Origin of the sequence: Streptomyces sp. NPDC093598 (assembly GCF_044764825.1) — a bacterium.
Taxonomy (GTDB): Bacteria; Actinomycetota; Actinomycetes; order Streptomycetales; family Streptomycetaceae; genus Streptomyces.
In genome coordinates this window covers 1,042,271-1,067,001 of record NZ_JBIWIV010000001.1, presented here as the reverse complement: position 1 = coordinate 1,067,001, position 24,731 = coordinate 1,042,271, and the positions used below count along the sequence as shown (strand labels likewise).

General features: G+C 72.5%; 16 protein-coding genes. 11 read left to right on the top strand and 5 right to left on the bottom strand.

The genetic code is table 11. The annotated features are described in order from the left end of the window. Positions 1-53: 53 nt before the first annotated feature. Positions 54-2,897 carry a beta-N-acetylglucosaminidase domain-containing protein gene (locus ACIRDU_RS04905; protein ID WP_403574481.1) on the bottom strand — a complete coding sequence of 948 codons (2,844 nt, stop codon included), beginning with the start codon at positions 2,895-2,897 and terminating at the stop codon, positions 54-56. A gap of 223 nt (positions 2,898-3,120) precedes the next feature. On the opposite strand from ACIRDU_RS04905, the gene ACIRDU_RS04900 reads away from it, so the two are divergent. The 3 genes from ACIRDU_RS04900 (at position 3,121) to ACIRDU_RS04890 (ending at position 5,814) form a co-directional block, all read left to right on the top strand. After that, the gene (locus ACIRDU_RS04900; protein WP_403574478.1) at positions 3,121-3,378 is read left to right on the top strand and encodes a hypothetical protein; all 258 of its coding nucleotides are present in this window, start codon (positions 3,121-3,123) and stop codon (positions 3,376-3,378) included. Next, entirely contained in the window at positions 3,379-5,463 is a 2,085-nt protein-coding gene (malQ, locus tag ACIRDU_RS04895; protein WP_403574475.1) for a 4-alpha-glucanotransferase, read from the top strand. A 63-nt stretch (positions 5,464-5,526) separates the two neighbouring features. Beyond that, positions 5,527-5,814 (top strand): hypothetical protein, encoded by a 288-nt coding sequence (locus ACIRDU_RS04890; protein WP_403574472.1) that lies wholly within the window; start codon positions 5,527-5,529, stop codon positions 5,812-5,814. Positions 5,815-5,870: 56 nt separating this feature from the next. On the opposite strand, the gene ACIRDU_RS04885 is transcribed toward ACIRDU_RS04890, so the two are convergent. Beyond that, the gene (locus ACIRDU_RS04885; RefSeq protein ID WP_403574469.1) at positions 5,871-6,383 is read right to left on the bottom strand and encodes a MarR family winged helix-turn-helix transcriptional regulator; all 513 of its coding nucleotides are present in this window, start codon (positions 6,381-6,383) and stop codon (positions 5,871-5,873) included. Between the two features lie 105 nt (positions 6,384-6,488). Here ACIRDU_RS04885 and ACIRDU_RS04880 point away from each other — a divergent pair, with 105 nt between their 5' ends. After that, complete coding sequence (locus tag ACIRDU_RS04880) at positions 6,489-7,412, top strand: EamA family transporter (protein ID WP_403574467.1); 924 nt, start codon at positions 6,489-6,491, stop codon at positions 7,410-7,412. Between the two features lie 72 nt (positions 7,413-7,484). On the opposite strand, the gene pepN is transcribed toward ACIRDU_RS04880, so the two are convergent. Further along, complete coding sequence (pepN, locus tag ACIRDU_RS04875; RefSeq protein WP_403574464.1) at positions 7,485-10,064, bottom strand: aminopeptidase N; 2,580 nt, start codon at positions 10,062-10,064, stop codon at positions 7,485-7,487. A 173-nt stretch (positions 10,065-10,237) separates the two neighbouring features. On the opposite strand from pepN, the gene ACIRDU_RS04870 reads away from it, so the two are divergent. Beyond that, positions 10,238-10,726 carry a DUF1203 domain-containing protein gene (locus ACIRDU_RS04870; RefSeq protein ID WP_403575160.1) on the top strand — a complete coding sequence of 163 codons (489 nt, stop codon included), beginning with the start codon at positions 10,238-10,240 and terminating at the stop codon, positions 10,724-10,726. 99 nt (positions 10,727-10,825) lie between these two features. Here ACIRDU_RS04870 and ACIRDU_RS04865 read toward each other — a convergent pair whose 3' ends face one another. Then, positions 10,826-11,845, bottom strand: coding sequence for an aspartate-semialdehyde dehydrogenase (locus ACIRDU_RS04865; RefSeq protein WP_403574461.1), 1,020 nt, complete (start codon positions 11,843-11,845; stop codon positions 10,826-10,828). A 348-nt stretch (positions 11,846-12,193) separates the two neighbouring features. On the opposite strand from ACIRDU_RS04865, the gene ACIRDU_RS04860 reads away from it, so the two are divergent. Together ACIRDU_RS04860 and ACIRDU_RS04855 are read left to right on the top strand one after the other, a co-directional pair. Continuing rightward, entirely contained in the window at positions 12,194-12,748 is a 555-nt protein-coding gene (locus ACIRDU_RS04860; RefSeq protein ID WP_403575157.1) for an RNA polymerase sigma factor, read from the top strand. Position 12,749: 1 nt separating this feature from the next. Further along, positions 12,750-13,538, top strand: a complete 789-nt coding sequence (locus ACIRDU_RS04855; protein WP_403574458.1) for a hypothetical protein — start codon at positions 12,750-12,752, stop codon at positions 13,536-13,538. 69 nt (positions 13,539-13,607) lie between these two features. On the opposite strand, the gene ACIRDU_RS04850 is transcribed toward ACIRDU_RS04855, so the two are convergent. Continuing rightward, a complete protein-coding gene (locus tag ACIRDU_RS04850; protein WP_403574455.1) occupies positions 13,608-16,916 on the bottom strand; it encodes a S8 family serine peptidase in 3,309 nt (1,102 codons plus the stop codon). 224 nt (positions 16,917-17,140) lie between these two features. On the opposite strand from ACIRDU_RS04850, the gene ACIRDU_RS04845 reads away from it, so the two are divergent. From ACIRDU_RS04845 to ACIRDU_RS04830, 4 genes are all read left to right on the top strand, one after another. Beyond that, positions 17,141-17,599 (top strand): NUDIX hydrolase, encoded by a 459-nt coding sequence (locus ACIRDU_RS04845; RefSeq protein ID WP_403574452.1) that lies wholly within the window; start codon positions 17,141-17,143, stop codon positions 17,597-17,599. Positions 17,600-17,830: 231 nt separating this feature from the next. After that, positions 17,831-19,591, top strand: a complete 1,761-nt coding sequence (locus ACIRDU_RS04840; RefSeq protein WP_403574450.1) for a TIGR03767 family metallophosphoesterase — start codon at positions 17,831-17,833, stop codon at positions 19,589-19,591. A 140-nt stretch (positions 19,592-19,731) separates the two neighbouring features. Further along, complete coding sequence (locus ACIRDU_RS04835; protein ID WP_403574447.1) at positions 19,732-22,266, top strand: Pls/PosA family non-ribosomal peptide synthetase; 2,535 nt, start codon at positions 19,732-19,734, stop codon at positions 22,264-22,266. After that, positions 22,266-24,728 (top strand): amino acid adenylation domain-containing protein, encoded by a 2,463-nt coding sequence (locus ACIRDU_RS04830; protein WP_403574445.1) that lies wholly within the window; start codon positions 22,266-22,268, stop codon positions 24,726-24,728. The genes ACIRDU_RS04835 and ACIRDU_RS04830 overlap by 1 nt, the downstream gene beginning before the upstream one ends. Positions 24,729-24,731: the final 3 nt, after the last annotated feature.

The window sequence follows — 24,731 nt, the reverse complement described above, 5'->3', positions numbered from 1 at the left end:
TACTGAGTGAATAGTGAGCGCCGAAGAAGTTCGTCGCCGAACCTCCGAAGGGTTCAGTCCGTGACGGCGTACGCCTCCACCGACCACAGCGAATACCCGTAGGGCGTCGCCCGCTTGTCGCCCTGCACGCGCACGAAGCGCACGTCCTTCTCGTCCATGCGGACGCTCTCCCGGCCGCCCCGGCTGTCCCGGACGGCGGCCGCGGTGCGCCAGCGGCGGCCGTCCGGGGAGACCTGGACGCGGTACGCCGAGGGGTGGGCGTCCTGCCAGTGCAGCCCGACCCGGCCGAGCCGCGCCGGGCGGGTCAGCTCGACCTGCCACCAGGCGCCGTCGTCGGCCGGGGACGACCAGCGGGTGTCCGGGTCGCCGTCGTTCGCCGCCGACGCGGGGAAGTCGGGCGTCTCGTCGCCCGAGGAACGGGCGGTGCCGGTGCGGGCCAGGTCGGGGCCGCCGGTGGGCGGGACGGCCCGGACGGTGAGGGTGCGGTCCGCTCCCGAGAACCCGAGCCGGACGTCGTAGGACCGCATCGGGGTGCCGCGCTCCACGGTCACCTCGACCGGGACCTCCACCGTCGTGCCGCGCCGCACGGTCAGCTCGCCCTTCGGTACCCGGACCCGGACGCCCTCGGGCGCCTCGGCGGTGAGCCGGCCGCGGGCGTCGGCGGGGCGCAGCGAGCTCAGCCGGGCCGTCAGCCGCTCCGTACGGCCCCTCTCCACGTCCACGCGGTCGCGGGGCAGGCCGAGGGAGGTGGCGGGGGAGTCGGTGAACCAGGGGATGAGGTGGTGGACGCGGGACGGGGCCGGGCCGGTGACCCGCAGGGCGTCGGCGTGCGCCGAGAGCCGCACCTCGGTCGCCCCGGACCGGTCCAGCCGGCCCGCCCCTCGCCAGCCCTGCCCCGGCACGTGAACCTCGACGCCGCCCTCGGTGCCCGGTTCGGTCAGGGCCGTCACGGCGGTCAGTGCCCGGGGCTGCGGGAGGCGCAGGGTGCGTCCGCCGCCGGGGTTGCGGGGCGGTTCGTGGTGGATGCCCGACCAGGTCGCGTACGACTTCTGCGCCCGCCGCAGGAAGGGGTCCAGCACGTCCGTGCCGACCTCGACCGGCGCCGACTCCAGCCGGGCCCGCAACGCACCGAGCCTGCGGTACGCCGTCCAGGCCGCCGCCGCGTCCCCGGCGCGCTGCGCGTCCAGCATGCCGAGCGCGGCCGTGCCCGCCTCGCCGTAGTACGCCAGCCGCTTCGACCAGGGGGCGACCTCGGAGCCGAGGCCGGTTCCGGACAGCCGCCGGGGCAGCTCGCGCAGCACGGCGAAGGCCTCGCGCAGTCGCCGCGCGGCGTCGCCGTCGGCGCCACCGGCCGTGCGGGACCGCCAGTACGCCTCGGTCAGCGGGCGCAGATACGCCGACTCCTCTTCACCCAGGACCGACGACGCGTCGTTTCCGGCGAGCGCGGCCAGGGCCTGCTCGCGGCGCCGGTCCCCGCCCGCGAGGTCGGCGATCGCGGCGCGCCAGGACTCCCCGGGGCGGTAGGCGCGCGGGTTCCAGGCGTAGTCGGCGGCGGTGAACAGCGGGATGCGGGACGCCTCCGGCTGCTGCATCGCGTTGGCGAGCAGCGCGGCCGAGCCGGTCGCGACGGCCGGCTCCCGGCCCCGGTACGGGCCGAGGAAGAGCCGGCCGGGGTCGTAGTCGTTGACCGGGTAGTTGTCCATCGTGACCAGCGGGTGCCGGAACGCCTCGCGCGCGTCGGCCAGTTCGCCGCCCGTGATGGTGCGCGGCACCACTCCGACGCCCGTCCACGCCACCTCGACGCCCGCGGCCAGGTCGTGCGCCAGCGTGCGCCGGTAGTCGGTCGTGCCGTCCTCGTAGTACTCGGTCGGCATCAGGGACAGCGCGGCGGCGCCGGGGTGCCGCCGCGCCAGGTGCCGGGCCACGGCGTTCGCCACCCGGGCCTGCGCCCGCGCCGCCGCCTCGGGGCCGGAGCCGAACCGGTCGGCGTCCGCCCCGCAGTGCCACTCGCTGTAGCTGACGTCCTGGAACTGGAGCTGGAACGCCCGGAAACCCAGCGCCCACATCGCCTCCAGCTTGCGCGTCAGCGCCCGCACATCGGCGTCCGACGCGAAGCACATCGCCTGGCCCGGGGCCACCGCCCAGCCGAGCGAGACGTGGTTGCGGCGCGCCCGCTCGGCCAGCTCCCGGAAGGCCGCCCGCTGCCGCGCCGGGTAGGGCTCACGCCAGCGGGCCTGCCGGTAGAGGTCGTCGCCGGGGGCGTACAGGTAGCGGTTCTGCTTGGTGCGCCCCATGAAGTCGAGCTGCCCCATCCGCTGCCGGTGCGTCCAGGCGGTGCCGTAGAAGCCCTCGGTCATGCCGCGGACGGCGGTGCCGGGCCAGTCGCGGACCACGGCCGCCGCGATCGTGCGGTCGGGGCGCAGGAGCTGCCGCAGGGTCTGCACGGCGTGGAACAGGCCGTCCTCACCGGTGCCGGTGAGGGAGATGCCGCCCCGGCCCACGGACAGCTCGTAGCCCCCGGAGGGCAGGGTGTGGCGGTCGCCCCGGCGGACGGGCTCGGTCCGCGCCCGCACGACCAGGGCCCCCGGCCCGGCCGTGTCCGTGATCCGGCGGGCCCCGGCCTGCCGCAGCAGCTCGCGAAGGGTTTCGACGGCGTGGGGGTCCGCCTGCGGGTCGGTGATCAGCGTCACGTCGTCCGGCACGGCGACCGGGGCGCCGTTCGCGCGCAGCGACTGCGGGCGCGGCCGGACGGAGATTTCAGGTCCGGTGGTGGCGGGGGTCGGAGTCGCGGTCGTGCCCGGGGCCGGCGGAGCCGCCGTCGCGGCGGGCGGGCCGACGAGGCTCCCGGCGACGACGACCGCGAGGGCCGCGGCCCGCTTTCCACGCCGCAGTCCCACAGGCCCCCTCCAGATGCGTTCGACCGGCGGAACGAGCCCACCACCCGTGCGGTGAAGGTGTCAACGAGAGTGGCCGTTGTGGGTGAAATGCCGGAATCTGGACTGTGTGGAGGAGAGTGGAATGTGAGCAGAAGCACGATGTTCGGCCTGTGGTGTCTGCCTTCGCGTCGACTGGGTAGGGCTGCGATGACCCGTTGCAAGCCGTACCGACAAGGAGGCCCCCGTGGCTGCGATGACTTTCCTTCCGCTCCCGGCCCCGTCCAAACCCGTGGCGGATCCGTCCGCCGACCTCGACGACTCCCACTATGCCGACCCCCGCTACTGCGTCTTCAGCTCCGAGAGCACCCACACCGAACTGCCGCTGACCAGCGAGCCCCCGCTGCCCGACGCCGAGCCCCTCACCAGTGAGCCGCCGCTCGCCGAAGCCGCCCCTCTGACCAGCGAGCCCCCGGCCTTCGTCCCGGATCACTCGAGGATGTAGATGACCGCACCCCGGCCGGCCGACCCACCCTCCGAGGACCTGTCCCGCCTCGCCGCCCTGCACGGCGTCGCCACGTCCTACAGCCCGTCCCCGGACCGCACGGTCGCGGCCTCGGCCACCGCTCTCACCCTGACCCTGGCCGCCCTCGGCGTGGACGCGAGCACGCCCGGCGCCGTGAGCGCCGCGCTCGCGGCCCGCGAGCGCGAAGTGGGTGAACGGCTTCTCCCGCCGACCGTGGTCGGCTGGAGCGGCAGCCCCCCGGCCGCCCTGGCCGCGCTGCCCGAGGGGACCCGGCTGCGGATCGACACCGAGCAGGGCGAGAGCCGTGCCTCCGCCGACGGCCTCCCGGCGGGCGTCCACCGGCTGACCGCCACCACCCCCGACGGCCGCACCGCGAGCGCCCACCTGATCGTCGCCCCGCCCCGCCTGCCCACCCCCGCCGGACGCTCCCGCGGACTCCTCGTCCAGCTCTACTCCCTGCTGTCCCGCCGCTCCTGGGGCATGGGCGACCTCGGTGACCTCGCCGAGCTGGCCGGCTGGGCCGGGCGCTCGCTGGGCGCCGGGTTCGTCCAGGTCAACCCGCTGCACGCGGCCGTGCCCGGAGCCCCCACCGACCCCTCCCCGTACCGCCCGTCCTCGCGCCGCTTCCCCGATCCCGTGCATCTGCGCATCGAGGACATCCCCGAGTCGGCGTACGTCGAGGACCCCGAACGCCTGCGCGTCCTGCGGGAGCGATCCGGCCGGCTGCGCGAAGGGGTGCTGGACAAGGGCGCGTTGATCGACCGGGACGCCGTGTGGGAGCTCAAACGGGAGGCGCTGGAGCTGCTCGGCGAGGTTCCCCTCGGCCCCGGCCGGCGCGCCGCCTACTGCGACTTCCTCGCCGGGCAGGGCCAGGCCCTGGAGGACCACGCCACCTGGTGCGCGCTCGCCGAGGTGCACGGCTCCGACTGGCACCGCTGGCCGACCGGCCTGCGCGACCCGCGTTCGGCCGAGACCGTCCAGGCCCGCAACGGCCTCATGGACCGGGTCGACTTCTGGTCCCGGCTCGCCTGGCTCACCGACACCCAGCTGACCGCCGCGCAGCGCGCCGGGCGCGAGGCCGGGATGCCCGTCGGGATCGTGCACGACCTCGCGGTCGGCGTACACCCCGGCGGCGCCGACGCCTGGGCGCAGCAGGAGTACTTCGCCGCCGGCATGTCGGTGGGCGCCCCACCGGACGCCTTCAACGCCCGTGGCCAGGACTGGGGCCTGCCGCCCTGGCGCCCCGACCGCCTGGCCGAGTCCGGCTACGCCCCGTTCCGCGAGCTGCTGCGCGCCCTGTTCCGCTACGCCGGGGCGCTGCGCATCGATCACGTCATGGGTCTGTTCCGCCTCTGGTGGGTCCCGCAGGGCCACCCGCCCACCGAGGGCACCTACGTCCGCTACGACGCCGAGGCCATGCTCGCCGTCCTCGTCCTGGAGGCCTCCCGGGCCGGGGCGCTGGTGATCGGCGAGGACCTCGGCACGGTCGAGCCCGGCGTCCGTGAGGCACTGCGCGAGCGCGGGGTGCTCGGCACGTCCGTGCTGTGGTTCGAACGCGACTGGGAGGGCGACGGCCGCCCCCTGCCCCCCGACCGCTGGCGCGCCGACTGCCTGGCCACCGCCACCACCCACGACCTGCCCTCCACGGCCGCCCGCCTCACCGGCGAGCACGTCGAGCTCCGCGACAGCCTGGGGCTACTGACCCGCCCGCTGGAGGAGGAGCGCGCCGAGGCCGCCGCCGACGCGGGGGAGTGGCTGACCCTGCTCTCCCGGCTCGGCCTGCTGCACGGCACCGGCGGCGGCAGCGACGCCTCCTCGGAGGAGGCCGAGATCCAGGCCGTCCACCGCTTCCTGCTGCGCACCCCGGCCCGCATGATCGGCGTCTGGCTCCCGGACGGCGTCGGCGACCGGCGCCCGCAGAACCTCCCGGGAACCTGGGACCAGTACCCGAACTGGCGTCTGCCGATCGCGGACGCGCAGGGGCGGCCGGTGACGCTGGAGGACCTGGCGGCCTCGCCGCGGCTGCGCGCGCTGATGGAGGTGCTCCGGGAGGGCGGCTCATGAGGCGAGGGCCTCTTACGGCACCCCGGGCGCGCATGCCCGACCGGCGTTGGATACTTTGACACCGTGGACAAGAAGAACGCCCTGCGCGCCGGCGCCCTGGCAGCCGGTACGACGCTGATGATGCTGCTCATGTCGTCCCCCGCGAGCGCGCTCACCCGCGACGACGGTGACGACCCCGGCCCGGGCCTGAGCGTCATCGAGACGCTGGGCCTCTTCGTCGTGGCCCCCATCGTGCTCTACCTGGTCATCGCCGGACTGGTGATGGTCGGCGACAAGACGCACAAGAAGAAGGACCCCACCAGCTCCAACATCACCACCAAGGCCGACGCGAAGAGCGAAGTCAAGGCCTGAGCAGCGTTCCTCGTCGAGGGCGCCGTCGCGATGACCGCGGCGGCGCCCTCGACGTGTCAGGACCTGTCCGTCCCCGCCAACAGCTCCCGCAGCAGGTCGGCCAGCTGACCGGCCCGCTGTCCGCCCAGGGCGGACAGGGCCTCCGTCTGGACCGCCAGCCCCGCCCCGACCGCCTCGTCGACCAGCCCGAGGCCCTCGTCGGTGAGCGTGACGTGCAGCCCGCGCCGGTCGTGCGGGTCGGGGGAGCGGCGCAGCAGTCCCGCCCGCTCCAGCTTGTCCAGGCGTCCCGTCATGCCGCCGGTGGTGAGCATCAGCGTCGCGGAGAGCTGCCGCGGCGAGAGCGTGTAGGGCTCGCCGGAGCGGCGCAGGGTCGCCAGGACGTCGAATTCCCCCCGGGAGATCCCGAACGTCGCGTACGCCTTCCCCACCCGCTCGCCGATCGCGTGCGAGAGCCGGTTGATCCGGCCGAAGACCTCCATGGCGGCAGTGTCGAGGTCGGGCCGGACCGTCGCCCACTGGTCGATGATCGCGTCGACGGGGTCCCTGCGCTGCCCGGGGCGTTCGCTCATGCCACGAGTATCGGCCGCCTCTCGGTCACCCGCAAGAAAGTAGCTTGACTGAAAGTTGCTTAGCAGTAAGCTACTTTCCACCGACCTACTTGAAGGGTGCCCGCCATGGCCGCTTCCCGTGCCGCTCTCATCACCCTCACCGCCCTCGCTCCCGTCTCCTGGGGCACGACCTATGCGGTCACCACCGAGTTCCTCCCGCCCGACCGCCCGCTGTTCACCGCCCTGGTGCGCGCCCTGCCCGCCGGCCTGCTGCTGCTCGCCCTCGCCCGGGTGCTGCCGCGCGGTGCCTGGTGGTGGAAGGCCGCGGTGCTCGGGGCGCTGAACATCGGCGCCTTCTTCCCGCTGCTGTTCCTCTCCGCGTACCGGCTGCCCGGCGGTCTGGCGGCGGTCGTCGGCTCGGCCGGTCCGCTGTTCGTGGCCGGCCTCTCGGTGCTGCTGCTCGGGCAGCGGCCGTCGGCGCGCACGCTGCTGACCGGGGCCGTGGCCGCGTTCGGCGTCAGCCTCGTCGTCCTGCGGGCGGCCGGGGCGCTGGACGCGCTCGGTCTGCTGGCGGCCGTCGCCTCGACGGCGTCGATGTCGACCGGCACCGTGCTCACCCAGCGGTGGGGGCGCCCCGAGGGCGTCGGCCCGCTGGCGCTGACCGGCTGGCAGCTGACCGCGGGAGGCCTGCTCATCGCGCCGCTCGCCTTCCTGGTCGAGGGCGCCCCGCCGGCGCTGGACGGCCGGGCGGTCGGCGGCTACCTCTACCTGGCCCTCGCGAACACGGCGGTGGCGTACTGGCTGTGGTTCCGCGGCATCGGCCGCATGACCGCCACCCAGGTCACCTTCCTCGGGCCGCTCTCCCCGCTGACCGCGGCCGTCGTCGGCTGGGCGGCGCTCGGGCAGGCGCTGACACCGGTGCAACTGGTCGGTATGGGGCTGGCGTTCGGCGCGACGGTGGCGGGGCAGTTCGTCACCCGGCCGTCGCGCACCTCCGGCTTCCCCGGAGGGAACGCTCGCAAAAATCTGCGGCACACGGTGGACGCCTGACGCCTGTCAGGGCCGGCCGAGCAGAGGCGGTGGGGCGCCTGAGCGCCCCACCGCTTCGCGATGCGATGCGGCCTACCGGCCGGCCGCCGCGTCCGCCCGCTGGGCCCGCAGGGCGCGCTCGACGCCCGCGCGGGACTCCGAGACCAGGCGGCGCAGGGCCGCGTTCGGCTCGGCGGACGCCAGCCACGCGTCCGTCTTGTCCAGGGTCTCCTGGGACACCTGCACCGCCGGGTACAGGCCGACGGCGATCTGCTGGGCCATCTCGTGGGAGCGGGCCTCCCAGATGTCCTTGACCACCTCGAAGTACCGGTCCGCGTACGGGGCGAGCACCTCGCGCTGGTCGGTCTGGACGAAACCGCCGATGACCGCCTCCTGCACGGCGTTCGGCAGCTTGTCGGAGTCGATGACCGACGCCCACGCCTCCGCCTTGGCCTCCGGCGTCGGACGGGCCGCCCGGGCCGTGGCCGCGTGGCGCTCACCGGCGGCCGTACGGTCACGGTCGTACTCGCCCGCGATCTCCGCCTCGTCGAACCGGCCGACCGCCGCGAGCCGCTGCACGAACGCCCAGCGCAGCTCCGTGTCGACGACCAGGCCCTCGATGGTCTGCGAGCCGTCCAGCAGCGCGTCCAGCACATCCAGCTGCTCCGGCGTGCGGGCCGTCGCCGCGAACGCGCGCGCCCACGCCAGCTGGTGGTCGCTGCCCGGCGCCGCCGCCCGCAGGTGCGCCAGCGTCGCGTCGGTCCAGCGGGCCAGCAGCGCCTCGCGGGCGGCCGGGTCGGCGTACAGGTCGATCGCCAGCTTCACCTGGCGGTGCAGCGACTGCACGACGCCGATGTCGGACTCCTTGCCGATGCCGGACAGCACCAGGGACAGGTAGTCGCGGGCCGCGAGCTGGGCGTCGCGGGTCATGTCCCAGGCCGACGCCCAGCACAGGGCGCGCGGCAGGGAGGACTCGAAGTCGCCCAGGTGCTCCGTGACCACGGCCAGGGACTGCTCGTCCAGACGGACCTTCGCGTACGACAGGTCGTCGTCGTTGAGCAGGACCACGGCCGGGCGGCGGCGGCCGACCAGCTGCGGCACCGCCGTCAGCTCGCCGTCCACGTCCAGCTCGATCCGCTCGTCGCGGACCAGCTTGCCGCCGGCGTCGTCGAGCTCGTACAGGCCGACGGCGATCCGGTGCGGTCGCAGCGTCGGCTCGCCCTTGGCGCCGGCGGGCAGGGCCGGGGCCTCCTGACGGACGGCGAAGGAGGTGACGACACCGTCGGCGTCCGTCTCGATCTCCGGGCGCAGGATGTTGATGCCGGCCGTCTCCAGCCACTTCTTCGACCAGGTGCTCAGATCGCGGCCGGAGGTCTCCTCCAGCGCCCCCAGCAGGTCGGACAGGCGCGTGTTGCCGTAGGCGTGCGCCTTGAAGTAGGCCTGCACACCCCGGAAGAACTCGTCCTCGCCCACGTAGGCGACGAGCTGCTTCAGCACGGAGGCGCCCTTGGCGTACGTGATGCCGTCGAAGTTGACGAGCACGTCGTCCAGGTCGCGGATGTCCGCCATGATCGGGTGCGTGGAGGGCAGCTGGTCCTGCCGGTACGCCCAGGTCTTCATCGAGTTCGCGAACGTCGTCCACGAGTGCGGCCAGCGCGAGCCGGGCGCGGCGGCCTGGCAGGCGATGGAGGTGTACGTGGCGAACGACTCGTTCAGCCACAGGTCGTTCCACCACTCCATGGTCACGAGGTCGCCGAACCACATGTGGGCCAGCTCGTGCAGGATGGTCTCCGCGCGCGTCTCGTACGCCGCGTCCGTCACCTTGGACCGGAAGACGTACTGGTCGCGGATGGTCACCGCGCCCGCGTTCTCCATCGCGCCCGCGTTGAACTCCGGCACGAACAGCTGGTCGTACTTCTCGAACGGGTACGCGTAGTCGAACTTCTCCTGGAACCACTCGAAGCCCTGCCGGGTCACCTCGAAGATGGCGTCCGAGTCGAGGTACTCGGCCAGGGACGGGCGGCAGTAGATGCCGAGCGGGACGGACTGGCCGTCCTTCTCGTACACGCTGTGCACCGAGTGGTACGGGCCGACGATCAGTGCCGTGATGTACGTCGAGATGCGCGGGGTCGGCTCGAACACCCAGACGCTGCCCCGCGGTTCGGGCGTCGGCGAGTTGGAGATGACGGTCCAGCCCTCCGGTGCCTTCACGGTGAACTGGAAGGTCGCCTTCAGATCCGGCTGCTCGAAACTCGCGAACACCCGGCGGGCGTCCGGTACCTCGAACTGGGTGTAGAGGTAGGCCTGGTCGTCGACCGGGTCGACGAACCGGTGCAGGCCCTCGCCGGTGTTGGTGTACGCACAGTCGGCGACGACCCGGAGGATGTTGCGCCCGTGGAGCAGTCCGGGCAGCGCGATCCGGGAGTCCGCGAAGACCTCGGCCGGGTCCAAGGAGTCCCCGTTCAAGGTCACCTCGTGCACGGCCGGCGCCACCAGGTCGATGAACGACTCCGCGCCGTTCTCGGCCGTCACGTCGAAGCGCACCGTGGTCACGGACCGGTAGGTGCCGCCCTTCTGCGCGCCGGAGAGATCGAGTTCGATCTCGTACGAGTCAACGGCGAGCAGCTGCGCCCGCTGCTGCGCCTCTTCGCGGGTCAGGTTTGTGCCAGGCACGCGGTCATCTCCTCGTTATGGGTGGGTTGCGCCATCTTTCCACGGCGGCTCGGCGTCAGGCGACGACCCGGGACTCTCCTAGGGATACCCCTCGGGAGGCGAGGGTCCGGGCGGACGCGACGTCCGGATTCCGCCGGTGGGCGGGCCTCGCGCGAGTGAGCCTGATGAGCATGATGACGACCACGTACACCGCACGCCCCATCGCCCCCCGGGCCCTGAGGGACCTGCGCACGGCGGACGACGCGGGCCGTCCCGCGGCCCCTTTCACCGACGCCGAGGGCGGCGCCCCCCTCCGCTGCTGCCTGCGCCGCAGCGAGCCGGGCGAACGCATCGCGCTGGTCTCCTACGCCCCCCTGCGCCGCTGGGCCGCCGAAACCGGCGCCGCCCCGGGCGCCTACGACGAACAGGGCCCGGTCTTCGTGCACGCCGAGGAGTGCGCGGGCCCCGCCGGTGACGCCCTCCCCTTCACCGGCTCCCACCGCACCGTCCGCCGCTACTCGGCCGAGGGCCACATCCTGGGCGGGCAGCTGGTCACGGAGCCCGCAGGGTTCGAGACGGCCTTCGCCGAGGCGTTCGCGGACCCGGCCGTGGCGCTCGTCCACGTCCGGGCCGTCGAGTACGGCTGCTTCCTGTACGAGGTGCGCAGGCCCCAGGAGGGCTGAGCGCCGCGTCCGTCAGCCGCCGCTCCCGAAGCGGGCGGAACGGCGTCCGGGGCGGTCACCTCACAGTGGGTGACCGCCCCGGACGTGCCGTGCTGTCCGTTACTCGGCCGAGAGCTCCGCCGCCACCAGCTCCGCGATCTGCACCGCGTTCAAGGCCGCGCCCTTGCGGAGGTTGTCGTTGGAGACGAAGAGGGCCAGGCCGTTGTCCACCGTCTCGTCGCGGCGGATGCGGCCGACGTAGGACGGGTCCTTGCCGGCGGCCTGGAGGGGGGTCGGGATGTCGGAGAGCTCGACGCCGGCGGCGTCCTTCAGCAGCTCCGTCGCGCGCTCCGGGGAGATCGGACGCGCGAAGCGGGCGTTGATCTGGAGGGAATGGCCGGAGAAGACCGGGACGCGCACGCAGGTGCCGGAGACCTTCAGCCCGGGGATCTCCAGGATCTTGCGGGACTCGTTGCGGAGCTTCTGCTCCTCGTCGGTCTCGTTCAGGCCGTCGTCGACGATCGAACCCGCCAGCGGCAGCACGTTGAAGGCGATGGGGCGCTTGTAGACACCCGGCTCCGGGAAGTCCACCGCCTCACCGTCGTGGGTGAGCTTCTCGGCCTCGGCGACGACCTTCTGCGTCTGGCCGTGCAGCTCGGCGACGCCCGCGAGGCCGGAGCCCGAGACCGCCTGGTACGTGGCGACGACCAGGGCCTCGAGGCCCGCCTCGTCGTGCAGCGGACGCAGGACCGGCATCGCGGCCATGGTCGTGCAGTTCGGGTTCGCGATGATGCCCTTGGGGCGGTTCGCGATCGCGTGCGGGTTGACCTCGGAGACGACCAGGGGGACCTCCGGGTGCTTGCGCCACGCGGAGGAGTTGTCGATCACCACGGCGCCCTGGGAGGCGACCTTCTCGGCCAGCGCCTTGGACGTGGCACCGCCCGCGGAGAACAGCACGATGTCCAGGCCGGTGTAGTCGGCGGTCGCCGCGTCCTCCACCGTCACGCCGTCCAGCTCCGTTCCCGCGGAACGGGCCGAGGCGAACAGGCGCAGCTCCGTGACCGGGAAGTTCCGCTCCGTGAGGATCCTGCGCATGACCGTGCCCACCTGTCCGGTGGCTCCGACGATTCCGACCCTCACGGTGACTCCCTCTCCTGCGTCTCTTCACGTGCTCGTTGCTTGGCCGAGGCTTTTCCATCATGCGGCCGACCACGGTCCGCCTGTCCACTTCTTTCCCCGGTCTGCCCGAAGAGTGGGACGGCCCGTCCCGCCCGATGGTTGCGGACCTGCGGTGTCAACCCCGCTGAGCTGGAGGAATTCGTCCGGCAGGGGTCGTGCGCCGCAAGCTCGCCTGCCCATGTCGGTCTCGGCCACACGGAAGTGTGATGTACGCCTCTGCCGCCTCGGCGGAACTCGCCGTGCCGGCGACCGAACGTTCCGGGCCGTACCGGCGTCGTAGGAGAAACACGGCGAGGGGGGTGGCTTGTGCTGTTGCGCGGAAGGGCGCGGCGCGGCCGGGAGGCGCACGCCGGGACCGGCGACGACCCGGTGGGCGAGGCCGATCCACTGGACCCGGCGCAGGAGCGCCGGGTGCGGGCGGTGCTCGCGCTCGGCGGGGTACCGCAGGCGGACCTGCCGGACGGGGTGCAGCAGGTCCGCCTGCGGCTGCTGGAGCGGGCCGCGAGCGGCCGGGAGGCACCGCGGGACGTCTCGGCGTGGGCGGCGGTCGTCGCCTCCAACCTGGCGATGGACTGGCATCGGGCCAAGCGCCGCCAGGAGCGGCTCGGGGAGCGGCTGGCCGCCCTGCGGCAGCCGGCGCACCCCTCCGGCGAGGACAGCAGTGTGCTGTCCGTCGCCGTCGCCCAGGGCCTGGACGAGCTGCCCGACGCCCAGCGGCAGGTGGTCGTGCTGCGTTTCTACGCCGACCTGCCGGTCCGGTCCATCGCCGAGCAGCTCGGCGTCCCGGAGGGCACGGTCAAGAGCCGGCTGCACACGGCGGTACGGGCCCTGCGCGCCCGCCTGCACGAGGACGAGGTGGTGTGACGTGACCGCCGAACACGACAGGGACGGGCACGACGAGGCAGCGCTGATGGCAGTGATCACCGGCGAGGCGCCGACGGACGATGCCCTGGCGGACGAGGCCTTCAAGGCCGAGTACCGGTCGGCGACCGCCGACGTGGCGTTGCTGCGTGAGCAGCTGGGCCTCATCGGACAGGCACTCGCCGGGCCCGAACGGGACCCCGAGGAGATCACTGAGCAGGACCCCGAGCCAGGACCGGCGGCAGGAGGCGGCGCATCCGTGGCGTCGCTGTCCGCGCGCCGCGACCGGCGCAAGCCCTGGGACGCGGCCCTGAAGGGCCTCGTGGCGGCCGTCGGTGCCGGTCTCGTGATCGGCATGGGCTGGCTCGTCGTCCAGAGCGGCGGCATGGACGGCGGTGGCGACCAGGGCGCGACGTCCGCCGCCGACGGTTCCGCCGGCCGGGAGCACGCGGACGAGGACGCCAAGCTCGGTCACGCCGGGTATCTCGCCTGCGCCCGGATCGTCGTCGAGGGCATCGTCACCGAGGTCGAGACCGTTCCCGGTACCGGCCAGGACCGGGTCACCCTGGACGTGACGCGCTACTACAAGCCCGACAAGGGCCGAAAGCGGATCACCTTCCCCTTGGAGACCGGCGCCGAGCCCTCGCTCCGAGCCGGTGCACACATGCTCGTCGGCATCTCCGGCGAGCAGGCCCACCCGGACACGTGGGCGACCGGGGAGAACGAGATCGCCCGCGACCGGGCGTGGATCACCGAAGCGCTGCCCGCCTCGCGCACCTTCCCGTGCCCGTAGGAACGTGCCCATGGGAACGGCAAGGGGCGGGCGCCCCAACGGACGCCCGCCCCCAGTGCCGCGATACCGCTACGGCAGAACCTTCTCGATCTTCACGCTGCCCAGGCCCGCGACCGTGCCGCGCGCGTTGACCAGCTGGACCTGGCCGAAGAACTCGCGCCCCTCGGGAGCGGCCGCCGCGGCGGTGACGCTGCCGGAGACCGTGGCCGAGTCGCCCGTGCCGAGCTTCACCGGCGCCGAGCCGTCGACGGTGACGCTGCCGAGCGAGGCGGAGAAGAACACGTCCTGGTAGTCGTACTCCGTGGTGCCGGCCGGCACCGAGTAGCCGACGACCTCGACGGTGTACTTCCCGGCGGCCGGGGACGGCACGGACACCGACTCCTCCGAGTCACCGTCCGCGGAGCTGCCGACCTGGGTGCCCGACGCGTCGTACACGGCGAGGTCCAGGTCCGCGGCGTTGTCCGAGACACCGCCGATGGCGACGTCCAGGGACTTCGCGCCCGCGGGCACCTCGACCGTCGTGGTCTGCGTCTCGCCCTGCTTGATCGACGGACGGGCCGTCTTGGCCGAGCCCAGCGGGCCGCCCACCAGCTTGCCGTCGAGCGCGGCGAAGCCGTTCGTCACCTTCCAGGAGGCGGCGGCCGGGGTGCCGACCTTCGCCTCGGGCACGGTCACGGTCTCCGGGTCGAAGGCCGCGCCGAGCACGGCGACGTCCAGCTTGTACGGGTTGTCGAGCAGCGGCGACGTACGGCGCGACTCGACCTCGATCTCCCAGACGCCGGGCTGCGGGTCGGCGTACGAACGCAGGTCCGGGCGGCAGGTGTTGGCCGGGTTCGGGTAGTTCGGGTAGCAGTTGATCGTCGACGTCGGGTCGGACGGGACGCCGTACGGGTGGATGGAGATGAACCGGGTCTGGCTCTTGTCCTTCAGCCCGCTCATCGCGACCTCGAGGGTCTTGGCGCCCTCGGGGACGGTGACGAAGTAGTGGTGCGAGCTGTTGCGCTGCACCGAGTCCTTCGCGGAGAAGGTGTACTTCAGCGGCGCGGAGACGACCACCGTGCTGAGGACCTGACGGTCGATGCCCTCGGTCTTCGGGTCGTCGACCTCCAGGATGGCGCTCTTGATGCCCGCGGACTTCGGCGCGGCCTGGACCTTGACGGTCACCGGCTGGTTCAGCGGCAGCTTCACCTCGTCGGAGCCGACGATGCGGAAGGTGCCGCCCGCGTTGTTCTCGAAGTGCAGCTCGTGCCGGATCGCCTTGTCGGCGCCGGACGTACGGGTCAGGGTGATCTCGTACGTCTTCTTCTGGCCGGCCTTCAGGCCGCCCTCACGGTCGTAGAGGCCCGTGCCGTGGCCCGGGGTCTTCAGGAACTGGTCGATCGCGGTGTCGACCGGCGCCTTGACCGTGTAGGAGTGCGAGGTGGCGTCGTCGCGGATGGCGTCCCAGGCGTCCTCGATGTTCATGAGGCCCGCGCCCTCCTCGTACGCCTGCACACCCTTGATGTGGTCGGCGGTGGAGGTGAGGGCCGTGCGCAGGGTCGCCGGCGTGAGGTCGATCTTCTTCTGCTTGGCGGCCGAGATCAGCAGCGCCGAGGCACCGGCGGCCTGCGGGGAGGCCATCGAGGTGCCCTGGAGCATGCCGTAGCCGGCCGGCAGGGTGTAGCCCGCCTCGGCGACCGGCTGGCCCGGCATCCAGGTCTGGATGGTGTTGATCGCCGCGCCGGGGGCGACCAGGGTCGGCGTGAAGCCGCCGTCCTCACGCGGTCCGCGCGAGGAGAACGGCATCATCGCGTACTTCTTCTCCACGACCGAGCCGTAGTTGGCGGCCCAGGTCTCCTTGGAGACGGACGCGCCGACCGAGATGACCTTCTCGGCCAGGGCCGGGTCGCCGATGGTGTTGGCGCCGGGGCCGGAGTTGCCCGCGGAGATCACCAGCTGGACGCCGTAGTCGTCGATGAGGCGCGTGTACAGCTCGGCGCGCGCGTTGTTGCCGTCGTTCAGCGCCGGCAGGCCGCCGATGGACATGTTGACGATGTCGACGCCGCGCTTGGTGACGAGGTCGATCATGCCCTCGGTGAGCGCCACGTTGGTGCAGCCGCCCGACCAGGTGCACGCACGGGAGGAGACCAGCTTGGCGCCCGGAGCGGCACCGTCCATCTTCCCGCCGAACAGGCCGTTGGCGGCGGTGATGCCGGCGACGTGCGTGCCGTGCTCGGACTCGATGACGCCGATGTTGACGAAGTCGGACTTCTTGCCGACCCAGGTGCCGCCCAGAGGGTCCATCGGGACGTCCTTGCGGATCTCCACGACGAACGGCTGCCGCTCGGCGACGTCGGTGGCCGGGTTGTCGGTGCCGAAGTACCCGACCTGGTGGCCGTCCTTGTACGGCTTCATCGGGGCGTCGTCGGCGAAGTCGTTGTTGTTGTTCAGGTCGACCCGGACCGTGCCCGTCTTGGCGTCGTACAGCACGCCCCAGACGTCGGTGGTGTCGCCGTCGCGGTTGGCGTCGCCCTTGGCGTCGCCGCCGGTGGTGTACGACTCCTTGAAGAGGCTGACGGCGTACGAGCCCGCCGGCGCCTTGTACGACTGGCCCTGGTAGGTGAAGGCCGGGCCGGACACGGCCGTGACCATCGGGCGCCAGGTGTTGTCCTGGTCGATGATCGGGTCGGTCGCCGTCACCCAGTCGACGATCTTCCGCTCACCGGTCGTCGTCTTCTGCAGCGCCGGGTGGCCGAGGTCGACGCCGGAGTCGAGGATGCCGATGGTGACGCCGCGGCCGTCCGCCTTCGGGTGGTCCTCGACGAAGTCGACCGCGCCCGTCTCGAAGGACGGGTTGTACGGGTTCTCGGCCGGGGTCTTCTTCCCCGGCGCCGGGTACGCGCCCGTCGCCTTGGAGCCCTTGGCGGTGTCCGCGCTCGGCGTCGGGTCGTCCAGCGGGATCTCCTCGCGCAGGTCGATGCCGTGCACGGAGGACAGCTTGGCGGCGGCGGCGATCGCCGAGTCGGCCTTGGCCGTCGGGACGGTGGCGCGGACGTAGCCCAGCTTGTCGTCGGCCCGGCCCACCGAGCCGCCCTTGACCGCGTCCAGCTGCCCGGCGACCTGCTCGGTCTGCCCGGGCGCGGTGGCGATCATCATCGTGACGGTCTTGTCGCCGTCGGCCTTGGCCTCCGAGAGCAGGTCCGCGTCGTCCGAACCGAGCTTGGCGTGCGCGGACTTGACGCTCGGGTCGGCCGGGGCGTCCGCGCCCGGACCGTCGGCGGAGAAGGCCATCGGGATCGGCCCGGCCGCGGAGAGCGCGGCGACGAGACCGGCGGCCACGGCGATGCGTGCCACACGTCTCGGGCCCGATATCTGATCACGCGGGGTGGGAGGGGTCATCGGCATCCCTTGTAGGTAAAGGAACGAGCGGGAAGCGACCGAGGCCGATCGGTCCCGGTCGCAGACGATCCGAACGGCAAGCCCGGACGATCGCACAGCCTTACGCAAGGGGAAGTTCTTTGGGGAGTGTTGACCGAAACGAAATGGATGTATGGGGAAAACCCGCGATGCGATTTGTGAGCATCAGTCCTGAAGGTGGCGAAGAAATCGGTTAACGTCCCCAAGTGCGACAGAAGTTGAGGGTGGCGGCCTACGCCATATGCGTCCGTGACGGACAGATCCTGCTCGCCCGCTCGCCCGCCCGGGACGGCACGCCCGAGTGGGTCCTGCCGGGCGGCGGCATGGAGCACGGCGAGGATCCCTACGACACCGTCGTGCGGGAGGTGGAGGAGGAGACCGGGTACCACATCGAGGTGACCGGACTGCTCGGCGTGAACTCCTCCCACCGCGTCTTCCGCGAGGGCTTCGGGCTCCCGGTCGACCATCACGGCGTCCGGTTCGTCTACGAGGGCCGGATCATCGGCGGCGAACTGCGCAACGAGGTGAACGGCTCCACCGACCTCGCCGCCTGGCAGGACCTCGACGCGGTCCCCGGTCTCGTCCGGGTGCCGATGGTCGACATCGCCCTGCGGATGTGGCGCGAACGCCCGGTCACCGGACGGCTGGCCGACACCCTCGAGTAGGTGCAGTACCCCGGAAAGTGAACGCCGCGTGACCGGCTCCGGGCCGTATCCGGAGCAGACGACGACGCGCAGGGCAGTCCAAGATCCACGTCCGGTGATCGGCGCTGCGCGTTGCCGCCTCGTTCACGCGCAGGTCATCCCCATTGCCAACGATCCAGTACGAGCGGGGTGTTCACGTCGTGAACGCCCCGCGACCACTGCCGACGCGTTCGCACTCGGGGAGAGAAGCGCATGTCGCGCACACGCTCAGTCGCCGGCTCCGGCCAGGGCATCCACCGTCGTTCCGTCCTCGCCGCCACCGGCGCGGTCGCCCTCTCCGGGGGCGTCGGCTACGCCCTGCGGCCCAGCGACAGCCAGGCCGCCACGGTCAAGGAGAGCACCGACGCCGCCGTGGCGGCCTCCTCGCGCCAGGCACCGGCCGCGCCCCTGGCCCCGTACACCAAGGGCACCACCGTGGCGTCCGTCGCCGCCCCGCGCGGCAGCTCCGGCTACCGGCGCCTGGGCGACGGACCCGGCTGGAAGCGGGTCGTCCGCTCCGAGCTGGCCGCGCCCAAGTCCGGCCGCGCCGGCCGCCGTACCGCGCTCGCCGCCTTCGTGCAGCTCACCGACCTGCACATCATCGACGCCCAGCACCCGCTGCGCCTGGAGTACCTGCGCTCGGCCGACATCCACGCCTGGCGGCCGCACGAGGCACTGACCGTCCAGGGCGCCATCGCGCTCGTGGAGCGGATCAACGCCCTGCGCGGCGCCCCCGTCACCGGCGCCCCGCTGCACTTCGCCATGACCACCGGCGACAACACGGACAACAACGCCAAGTCCGAGCTGGAGTGGTTCCTGAAGATCATGAGCGGCGGGCGCATCACGCCCAACACCGGCGACCCGCGCCGGTACGAGGGCGTCCAGAACAGCGGCCTCAAGCAGTACTGGCAGCCGGACGCCGCCGTCCGCGACACCGACAAGCAGGCCGGTTTCCCGCGCCTCGACGGTTTCCTGAAGGCCGCGATCCGGGAGGTGCAGAGCCCTGGCCTCAACCTGCCCTGGTACTCGACCGTCGGCAACCACGACTCCCTGCCCATGGGCTGCTACGCCTCGCACGGCGACTCGTACCTCACCGAACTCGCCGTCGGCGGCAAGAAGCTGATGAACGTGACCGCGGCCGAGGCGCAGCAGCTCCAGGCGCAGATCAAGAAGGCCCGGGACCCCCAGGGCGTCCGCTACCACGACTTCCTCAAGTCCCACGCCCGCGGCATGCGTTCGGTCACCCCCGACGAGAGGCGCGCGCCCTTCACACCGGCCGAGTACCTCGAGGCGCACCTGGACCCGGCCTACCGCGGTGTCGGCCCGGCCGGCCACGGCTACTCCTCCGCCAACCTGGACGCGGGCACCCAGTACTACGCCTTCCGCATCTCCGACGACGTCATCGGCATCAGCCTGGACACCACCGACGCAGGTGGCCACTACGAGGGGTCCATCGGCACGGCCCAGATGAAGTGGCTCGACAGGACACTGCGGGACAACAAGGACTCCTACGCGCTGATCTTCAGCCACCACACCAGCAAGACGATGACCAACACCCGCCCCGACCCCGCCCGCCCCCACGAGCGGCGGCGCAACGGCCAGGAGGTCCTGGCCCTGCTCGGCAGCCACGCCAACGTTCTCGCCTGGGTGAACGGCCACATCCACAAGAACGTCATCACGCCGCACTCCGCGCCCGGCGGCCGCTCCTTCTGGGAGATCTCCACCGCTTCCCACGTCGACTTCCCGCAGCTGGCCCGGGTGATCGAGCTGACCGACAACAAGGACGGCACGATCTCCCTGTTCACGACGCTGGTGGAGTCCTCGGCCCCGCACCGCACGGACTTCTCCGACCTCTCCCAGACCGGCCTCGCCGCCCTCTACCGGGAGCTGTCCCTCAACGCCCCCGGCGCGAGCACGACCCTCGGCGGCGACCCGGAGGACCGCAACACCGAACTGGTGCTCAAGAAGGGGTAGGGCGGTGCCGTCTGTTCGCCTGATGAGAGACCCGCTCACCATGCGAGAAGAACAGCCGGAATGTCCATCCCTCGGCTGCCTGGCTACGAACCCCTATCGAGGAAGGGCACGCGACAGTCGCAGCCGAGGGGGTCCTCCCCATGACGGGACAGCAACTGCAAGAGGCGGCCAGGGGCATCGTGAAGGGAGCCCGGCCCCGCGAGGCACCGCCGGACGCCGCGGTCGCCGCTGCGGCGCAGCGGCTCGCCGCGCTGCTGGCGGATGTCGCCCACCTGGACGAGGTGCCGATCGACAGCGACTTCTTCGACGATCTCGGCGCCGACTCCCTGGTGATGGCGCACTTCTGCGCGCGGGTGAGGAACCGGCCGGACCTGCCGCCGGTGTCGATGCGCGACGTCTACCGGCATCCGACCGCCGGCAGCCTTGCGGCCGCACTGCTCGACAGCGCCCCGCCGCCCCCCGCATCCGAGACGCCCGGCCCGCCCGCACTGCCCAGGGAACAGGCCCAGGCCCCGGCACCGGCACCGCCGACGGGCCGCCCCCACCGCGTGCTCTGCGGGGCACTCCAGCTTCTCGCCTTCCTCGTCTACGCCCTTCTCCTCGCCGCCGTCACCGCCCAGGGCTACGAATGGATCTCCGCGCAGGCACACCTGCTCGACGCCTACCTGCGGAGCGTCGTGTTCGGCGCCGCACTGCTCCTCGTGCTGTGCGCCCTGCCCGTGATCGCCAAGTGGCTGCTGTTCGGCCGGTTCACACCACGCCGGTTTCGCGTCTGGAGCCTCACCTACTTCCGGTTCTGGCTCGTCAAGACCTTGATCCGGTCGAGCCCGCTCGTCCTGTTCGCCGGGTCGCCGCTCTACCCTCTCTTCCTGAGGGCCCTGGGCGCGCGCATCGGCGCCGGAGTGACGATCCTTTCGCGCTCCGTCCCCGTCTGCGCCGATCTGCTGACCGTCGGTGACGGCACGCTCGTCCGCAAGGACGCGCTGATCAGCTGTTACCACGCGGCCGACGGGGTGATCGAGACCGGGCCGGTCACCCTGGGCCGGGGCGCGGTCGTCAGCGAGGTGACCGTGCTGGACATCGGGACCCGGCTCGGCGACGGATCCCGGCTCGGGCACGCGTCCTCCCTGCACACCGGCCAGGCGGTCCCCGACGGCGAGCACTGGCAGGGCTCTCCGGCCCAGCCCTCGGACGGCGACTTCCCCGAAGTGGAGCCCGCCCGGTGCGGCACCGCACGGCGAGCGGCCCACGGTGCCCTGCTGATGCTGACAGTGCTGCTGGTGTACCTGCCGCTGGCGGTGGGCTGTCTGGACGTGCTGCTCTCCCGGGTGCTGGAGGGGTCAGCGGTGGTGAGGGGCGGGGCGACGGTGCGCTACGTCGACCTGCTGGTGGTCACGGCCGTGGTCTTCTTCGGCGGCGTGCTCGCCGCCCTCGTGGTCCTGGCCACCGTCCCACGGCTGCTGGGCAGATGCCTTCGGCCCGGCCGGACGTATCCGCTCTTCGGCTTTCACTACTCCGTGCACCGGACGATCGTCCTGATGACGAACAGGAAATCCCTGACGCGGCTGTTCGGCGACAGCTCCTGCATCGTGCACTACCTGCGCTGGATCGGCTATCGCCTGACTCCCGTGGAGCAGACCGGCTCGAACTTCGGCACAGCGGTCAAGCACGAGAGCCCCTACCTGAGCAGGATCGGCGCCGGGACCATGGTCGCCGACGGACTGTCCCTGATGAATGCCGAGTACTCCAGCACCTCCTTCCGTTTGTCGCCGGCCGTGATCGGGGCGCACAACTTCCTCGGGAACCGGATCGCCTACCCCGCGGGCGGCCGGACCGGCGACAACTGCCTCCTCGCCACCAAGGTGGCGGTCCCCGTCAGCGGACCGCTCCGGCACGATGTGGGACTTCTCGGCTCCCCCTGCTTCGAGATCCCGCGGTCGGTGGCGCGGGACAGCACCTTCGACGAGCTCAAGGACGGGAACAGCCTGCGCCGGAGCCTCGCGGCCAAGAACCGGCACAACGCCGTCACCATGGCATGTCACCTGCTCACGGCATGGCTGTACTTCTTCTGCGTCGCCCTGCTCTTCGCGATCGCCGCGAGCCGGTACCCCGCGTGGGGCACAACGGTCCTCGCGCTCGCCAACGCCGTCCTGCTGCCGTTCACCCTCCTGTACTACGTCCTCCTCGAGCGGGCCGTCACGGCCGCGCACCCACCCGAGCCGTTGTTCTGCTCGATCTACGACCGCCGCTTCTGGCGTCGTGAGCGCTACTGGAAGGTCCCGTCCGAGACCTATCTGCACGTCCTCGACGGCACCCCGTTCAAGAGCGTCGTGTGGCGCCTGCTGGGCGTCCGGATCGGGGCGCGGGTCTTCGACGACGGCTGCCATCTCACGGAACGCCCCATGGTGGCCGTAGGGGACGACTGCACCCTCAACTCGGGCAGTGTCCTGCAGTGCCACTCCCAGGAGGACGGCACGTTCAAGTCGGACCGCAGTTCGCTCGGCGCCCGCTGCACCCTCGGCGTCGGAGCGCTCGTGCACTACGGGGTGACGGTCGGCGACGGCGCCGTGCTGGCGGCGGACTCCTTCCTCATGAAGGGCGAGACGGTCCCCGAACACACCCGCTGGACGGGCAATCCGGCTCACCCCCTCGACGAACGCGGAGGTGCGCGGTGATGGCAGCGACGACGACCGACGCCCGCGTCCCCGGAAGTGACAGCAGGGTCGAAGGCGGCTTCACGGCCGTGCCCCGATGGGCGAAGGAGCCGGTGCCCGGCACCGGGGAGCACGTCAGGCGCGTCCCCGGCGACGTGACGGCGGCCCTGCGTGTGCGGGCCCGTGAACTCGGCGTGCCGCTCACCGTGATCCTCCTCGCCGCCCACGCGAAGGTGCTCGCCCTGCTCTCCGGCGATCCGGACGTGCGCAGCGGCTGTCTGCTCCCCGGCCGGGCCGGGCCGCTGCCCTTCGAGCTGACGGTCGGGTCCGGCACCTGGCGCCGGCTGGTGCTTCGAGCCCGGCGTGCCGAGGCGGCGGTGCCGTCGCCCGGGACCGGCTCACCGTCCGGGGCCGGCCCCGAAGCGGTGTTCGCCCCGGCGGGGCAGGAGGTCACTGTCCCGGCGGACGGCAGCGTGCTTCTCGGGGTCTCGGCGGACGACGAGGGCGACGGGCTGGTCCTGCGCCTGCGTCACCGGACGGATCTGCTGGACGCGGACTGCGCCGCCCGGATCGGGGGATACCACCTCGCCGCACTGGAAGCGATCGCCGCCGACCCCGACGCCCCCCATGACCGCCGCAGCCTGCTGTCCGCGGACGAACGCCGGTTCCAACTCGACGGGCTGGCGGGGCCGCGCCGTGCGCTGCCGGACCGCCGGTGCCACGAACTGTTCGAGGAGCGGGTGCGCACCGCTCCGGACGCCGTCGCCGTGGTCCACCGGGGCCGCAGCCGGACGTACGGGGACCTCAACACGCGGGCCAACCGGCTGGCCCGCGCCCTGCTGGCCGAGGGGGTCGGCCCCGAGGACACGGTCGCCGTGGTGACCGAGCGCGACCTCCACTGGGCGGCCGCCGTGCTCGGCGTCCTCAAGGCCGGGGCCGTGTACCTGCCCGTCGACCCACGTCACCCGCCCGGCCGCATCGGGGCGATGCTCACCCGCGCCGGCTGCTCGTACGTCCTCACCGAACCGGACAGCACCGGGCAGCTGGACCGGGCGCTCGCCTCGCTCCCCGGAACCCGGCGGCTGCTCGTCCCGGACGTCACCGACCGGGCCACCGACGGAACGGACCTCGGTCTGGACATACCGGCGGACCGACTCGCGTACGTCTTCTTCACCTCCGGCTCCACCGGAGAGCCGAAGGGCGCGCTGTGCGAGCACGCCGGCCTGCTCAACCACCTGTACGCCAAGATCGGCGACCTGGGCATCGGCGAGGGCACCGTGGTGGCGCAGACGGCCTCGCAGTGCTTCGACATCTCGCTGTGGCAGTTGCTCGCGGGGCTGCTGACGGGCGGGCGGACCCTGCTGGTCGAGCAGGACGCCGTCCTCGACGCGGACCGGTTCCTGGACACGATCACCGAGGGCCGCGTCAACGTCCTGCAACTCGTGCCGTCCTATCTCGACGTCCTCCTGTCCGCCCTGGAACGCCGCCCGCGGGACCTGCCGGACCTGCGGTGCGTGTCCGTCACCGGCGAGGCGCTGCGCGGGGAACTGGTCCGGCGGTGGTTCACCACCGGTCCCGCCGTGCGACTGGTCAACGCCTACGGACTGACCGAGACGTCCGACGACACCAACCACGAGGTGATGGACCGGGCGCCCGGCACCGATCGGATCCCGCTCGGCCGGCCCATCGCCAACGTGTACCAGTACGTCGTCGACGAGAACCTGCTTCCGGTTCCGCTCGGGGCGCCCGGCGCCATCGTCTTCTCCGGGGTGTGCGTCGGCCGCGGCTACGTCAACGACGCCGAACGCACCCGGCTCGCCTATCTGGCCGACCCCTACCGCCCCGGCCAACGGCTCTACCGCGGAGGCGACTTCGGCCGCTGGCGGCCCGACGGGAAACTGGAGTTCCTCGGCCGCCGGGACGCGCAGGTGAAGATCCGGGGGTTCCGGGTCGAGATCGGCGAGGTCGAGAACACGCTGCTGCGCGTGCCCGGCGTCACCGACTGCGCGGTCGTGGTGACCGGCGCGCAGGAGTACGGCCGTCAGCTGGCCGCCTTCTGGACGAGCGCGTGCGCGGTGACCGCCGAGGAGCTGCGGGAGCGGCTCGCGGACCTGCTGCCCGCGTACATGATCCCGGCGTCCTTCCACCGGCTGGACCGCCTGCCGCTCACCGCCAATGGCAAGACCGACCGCAAGGCGCTCTCGGCGCTCGCCGAGGACCTCGGTCCGGCCCGGGACGCCCAGGGCGCCCCGCGGACGCCGGGCGAGCGGCGGCTCGCGGCGCGATGGGAGACGGAACTCGGCCTGCCGCCCGGGCGGATCCGCCGGGACGACAACTTCTTCGATCTGGGCGGCACTTCCCTGTCGGCGGTGCGGCTCGCGGTCGCGGTGGACCGGGTGATCTCCCCGCGCGACCTCGCCGACCGTCCCGTACTGGCCGACCTGGCCCGGCTGATCGACAGCCGGACCGGCCAAGAACCGTGACGG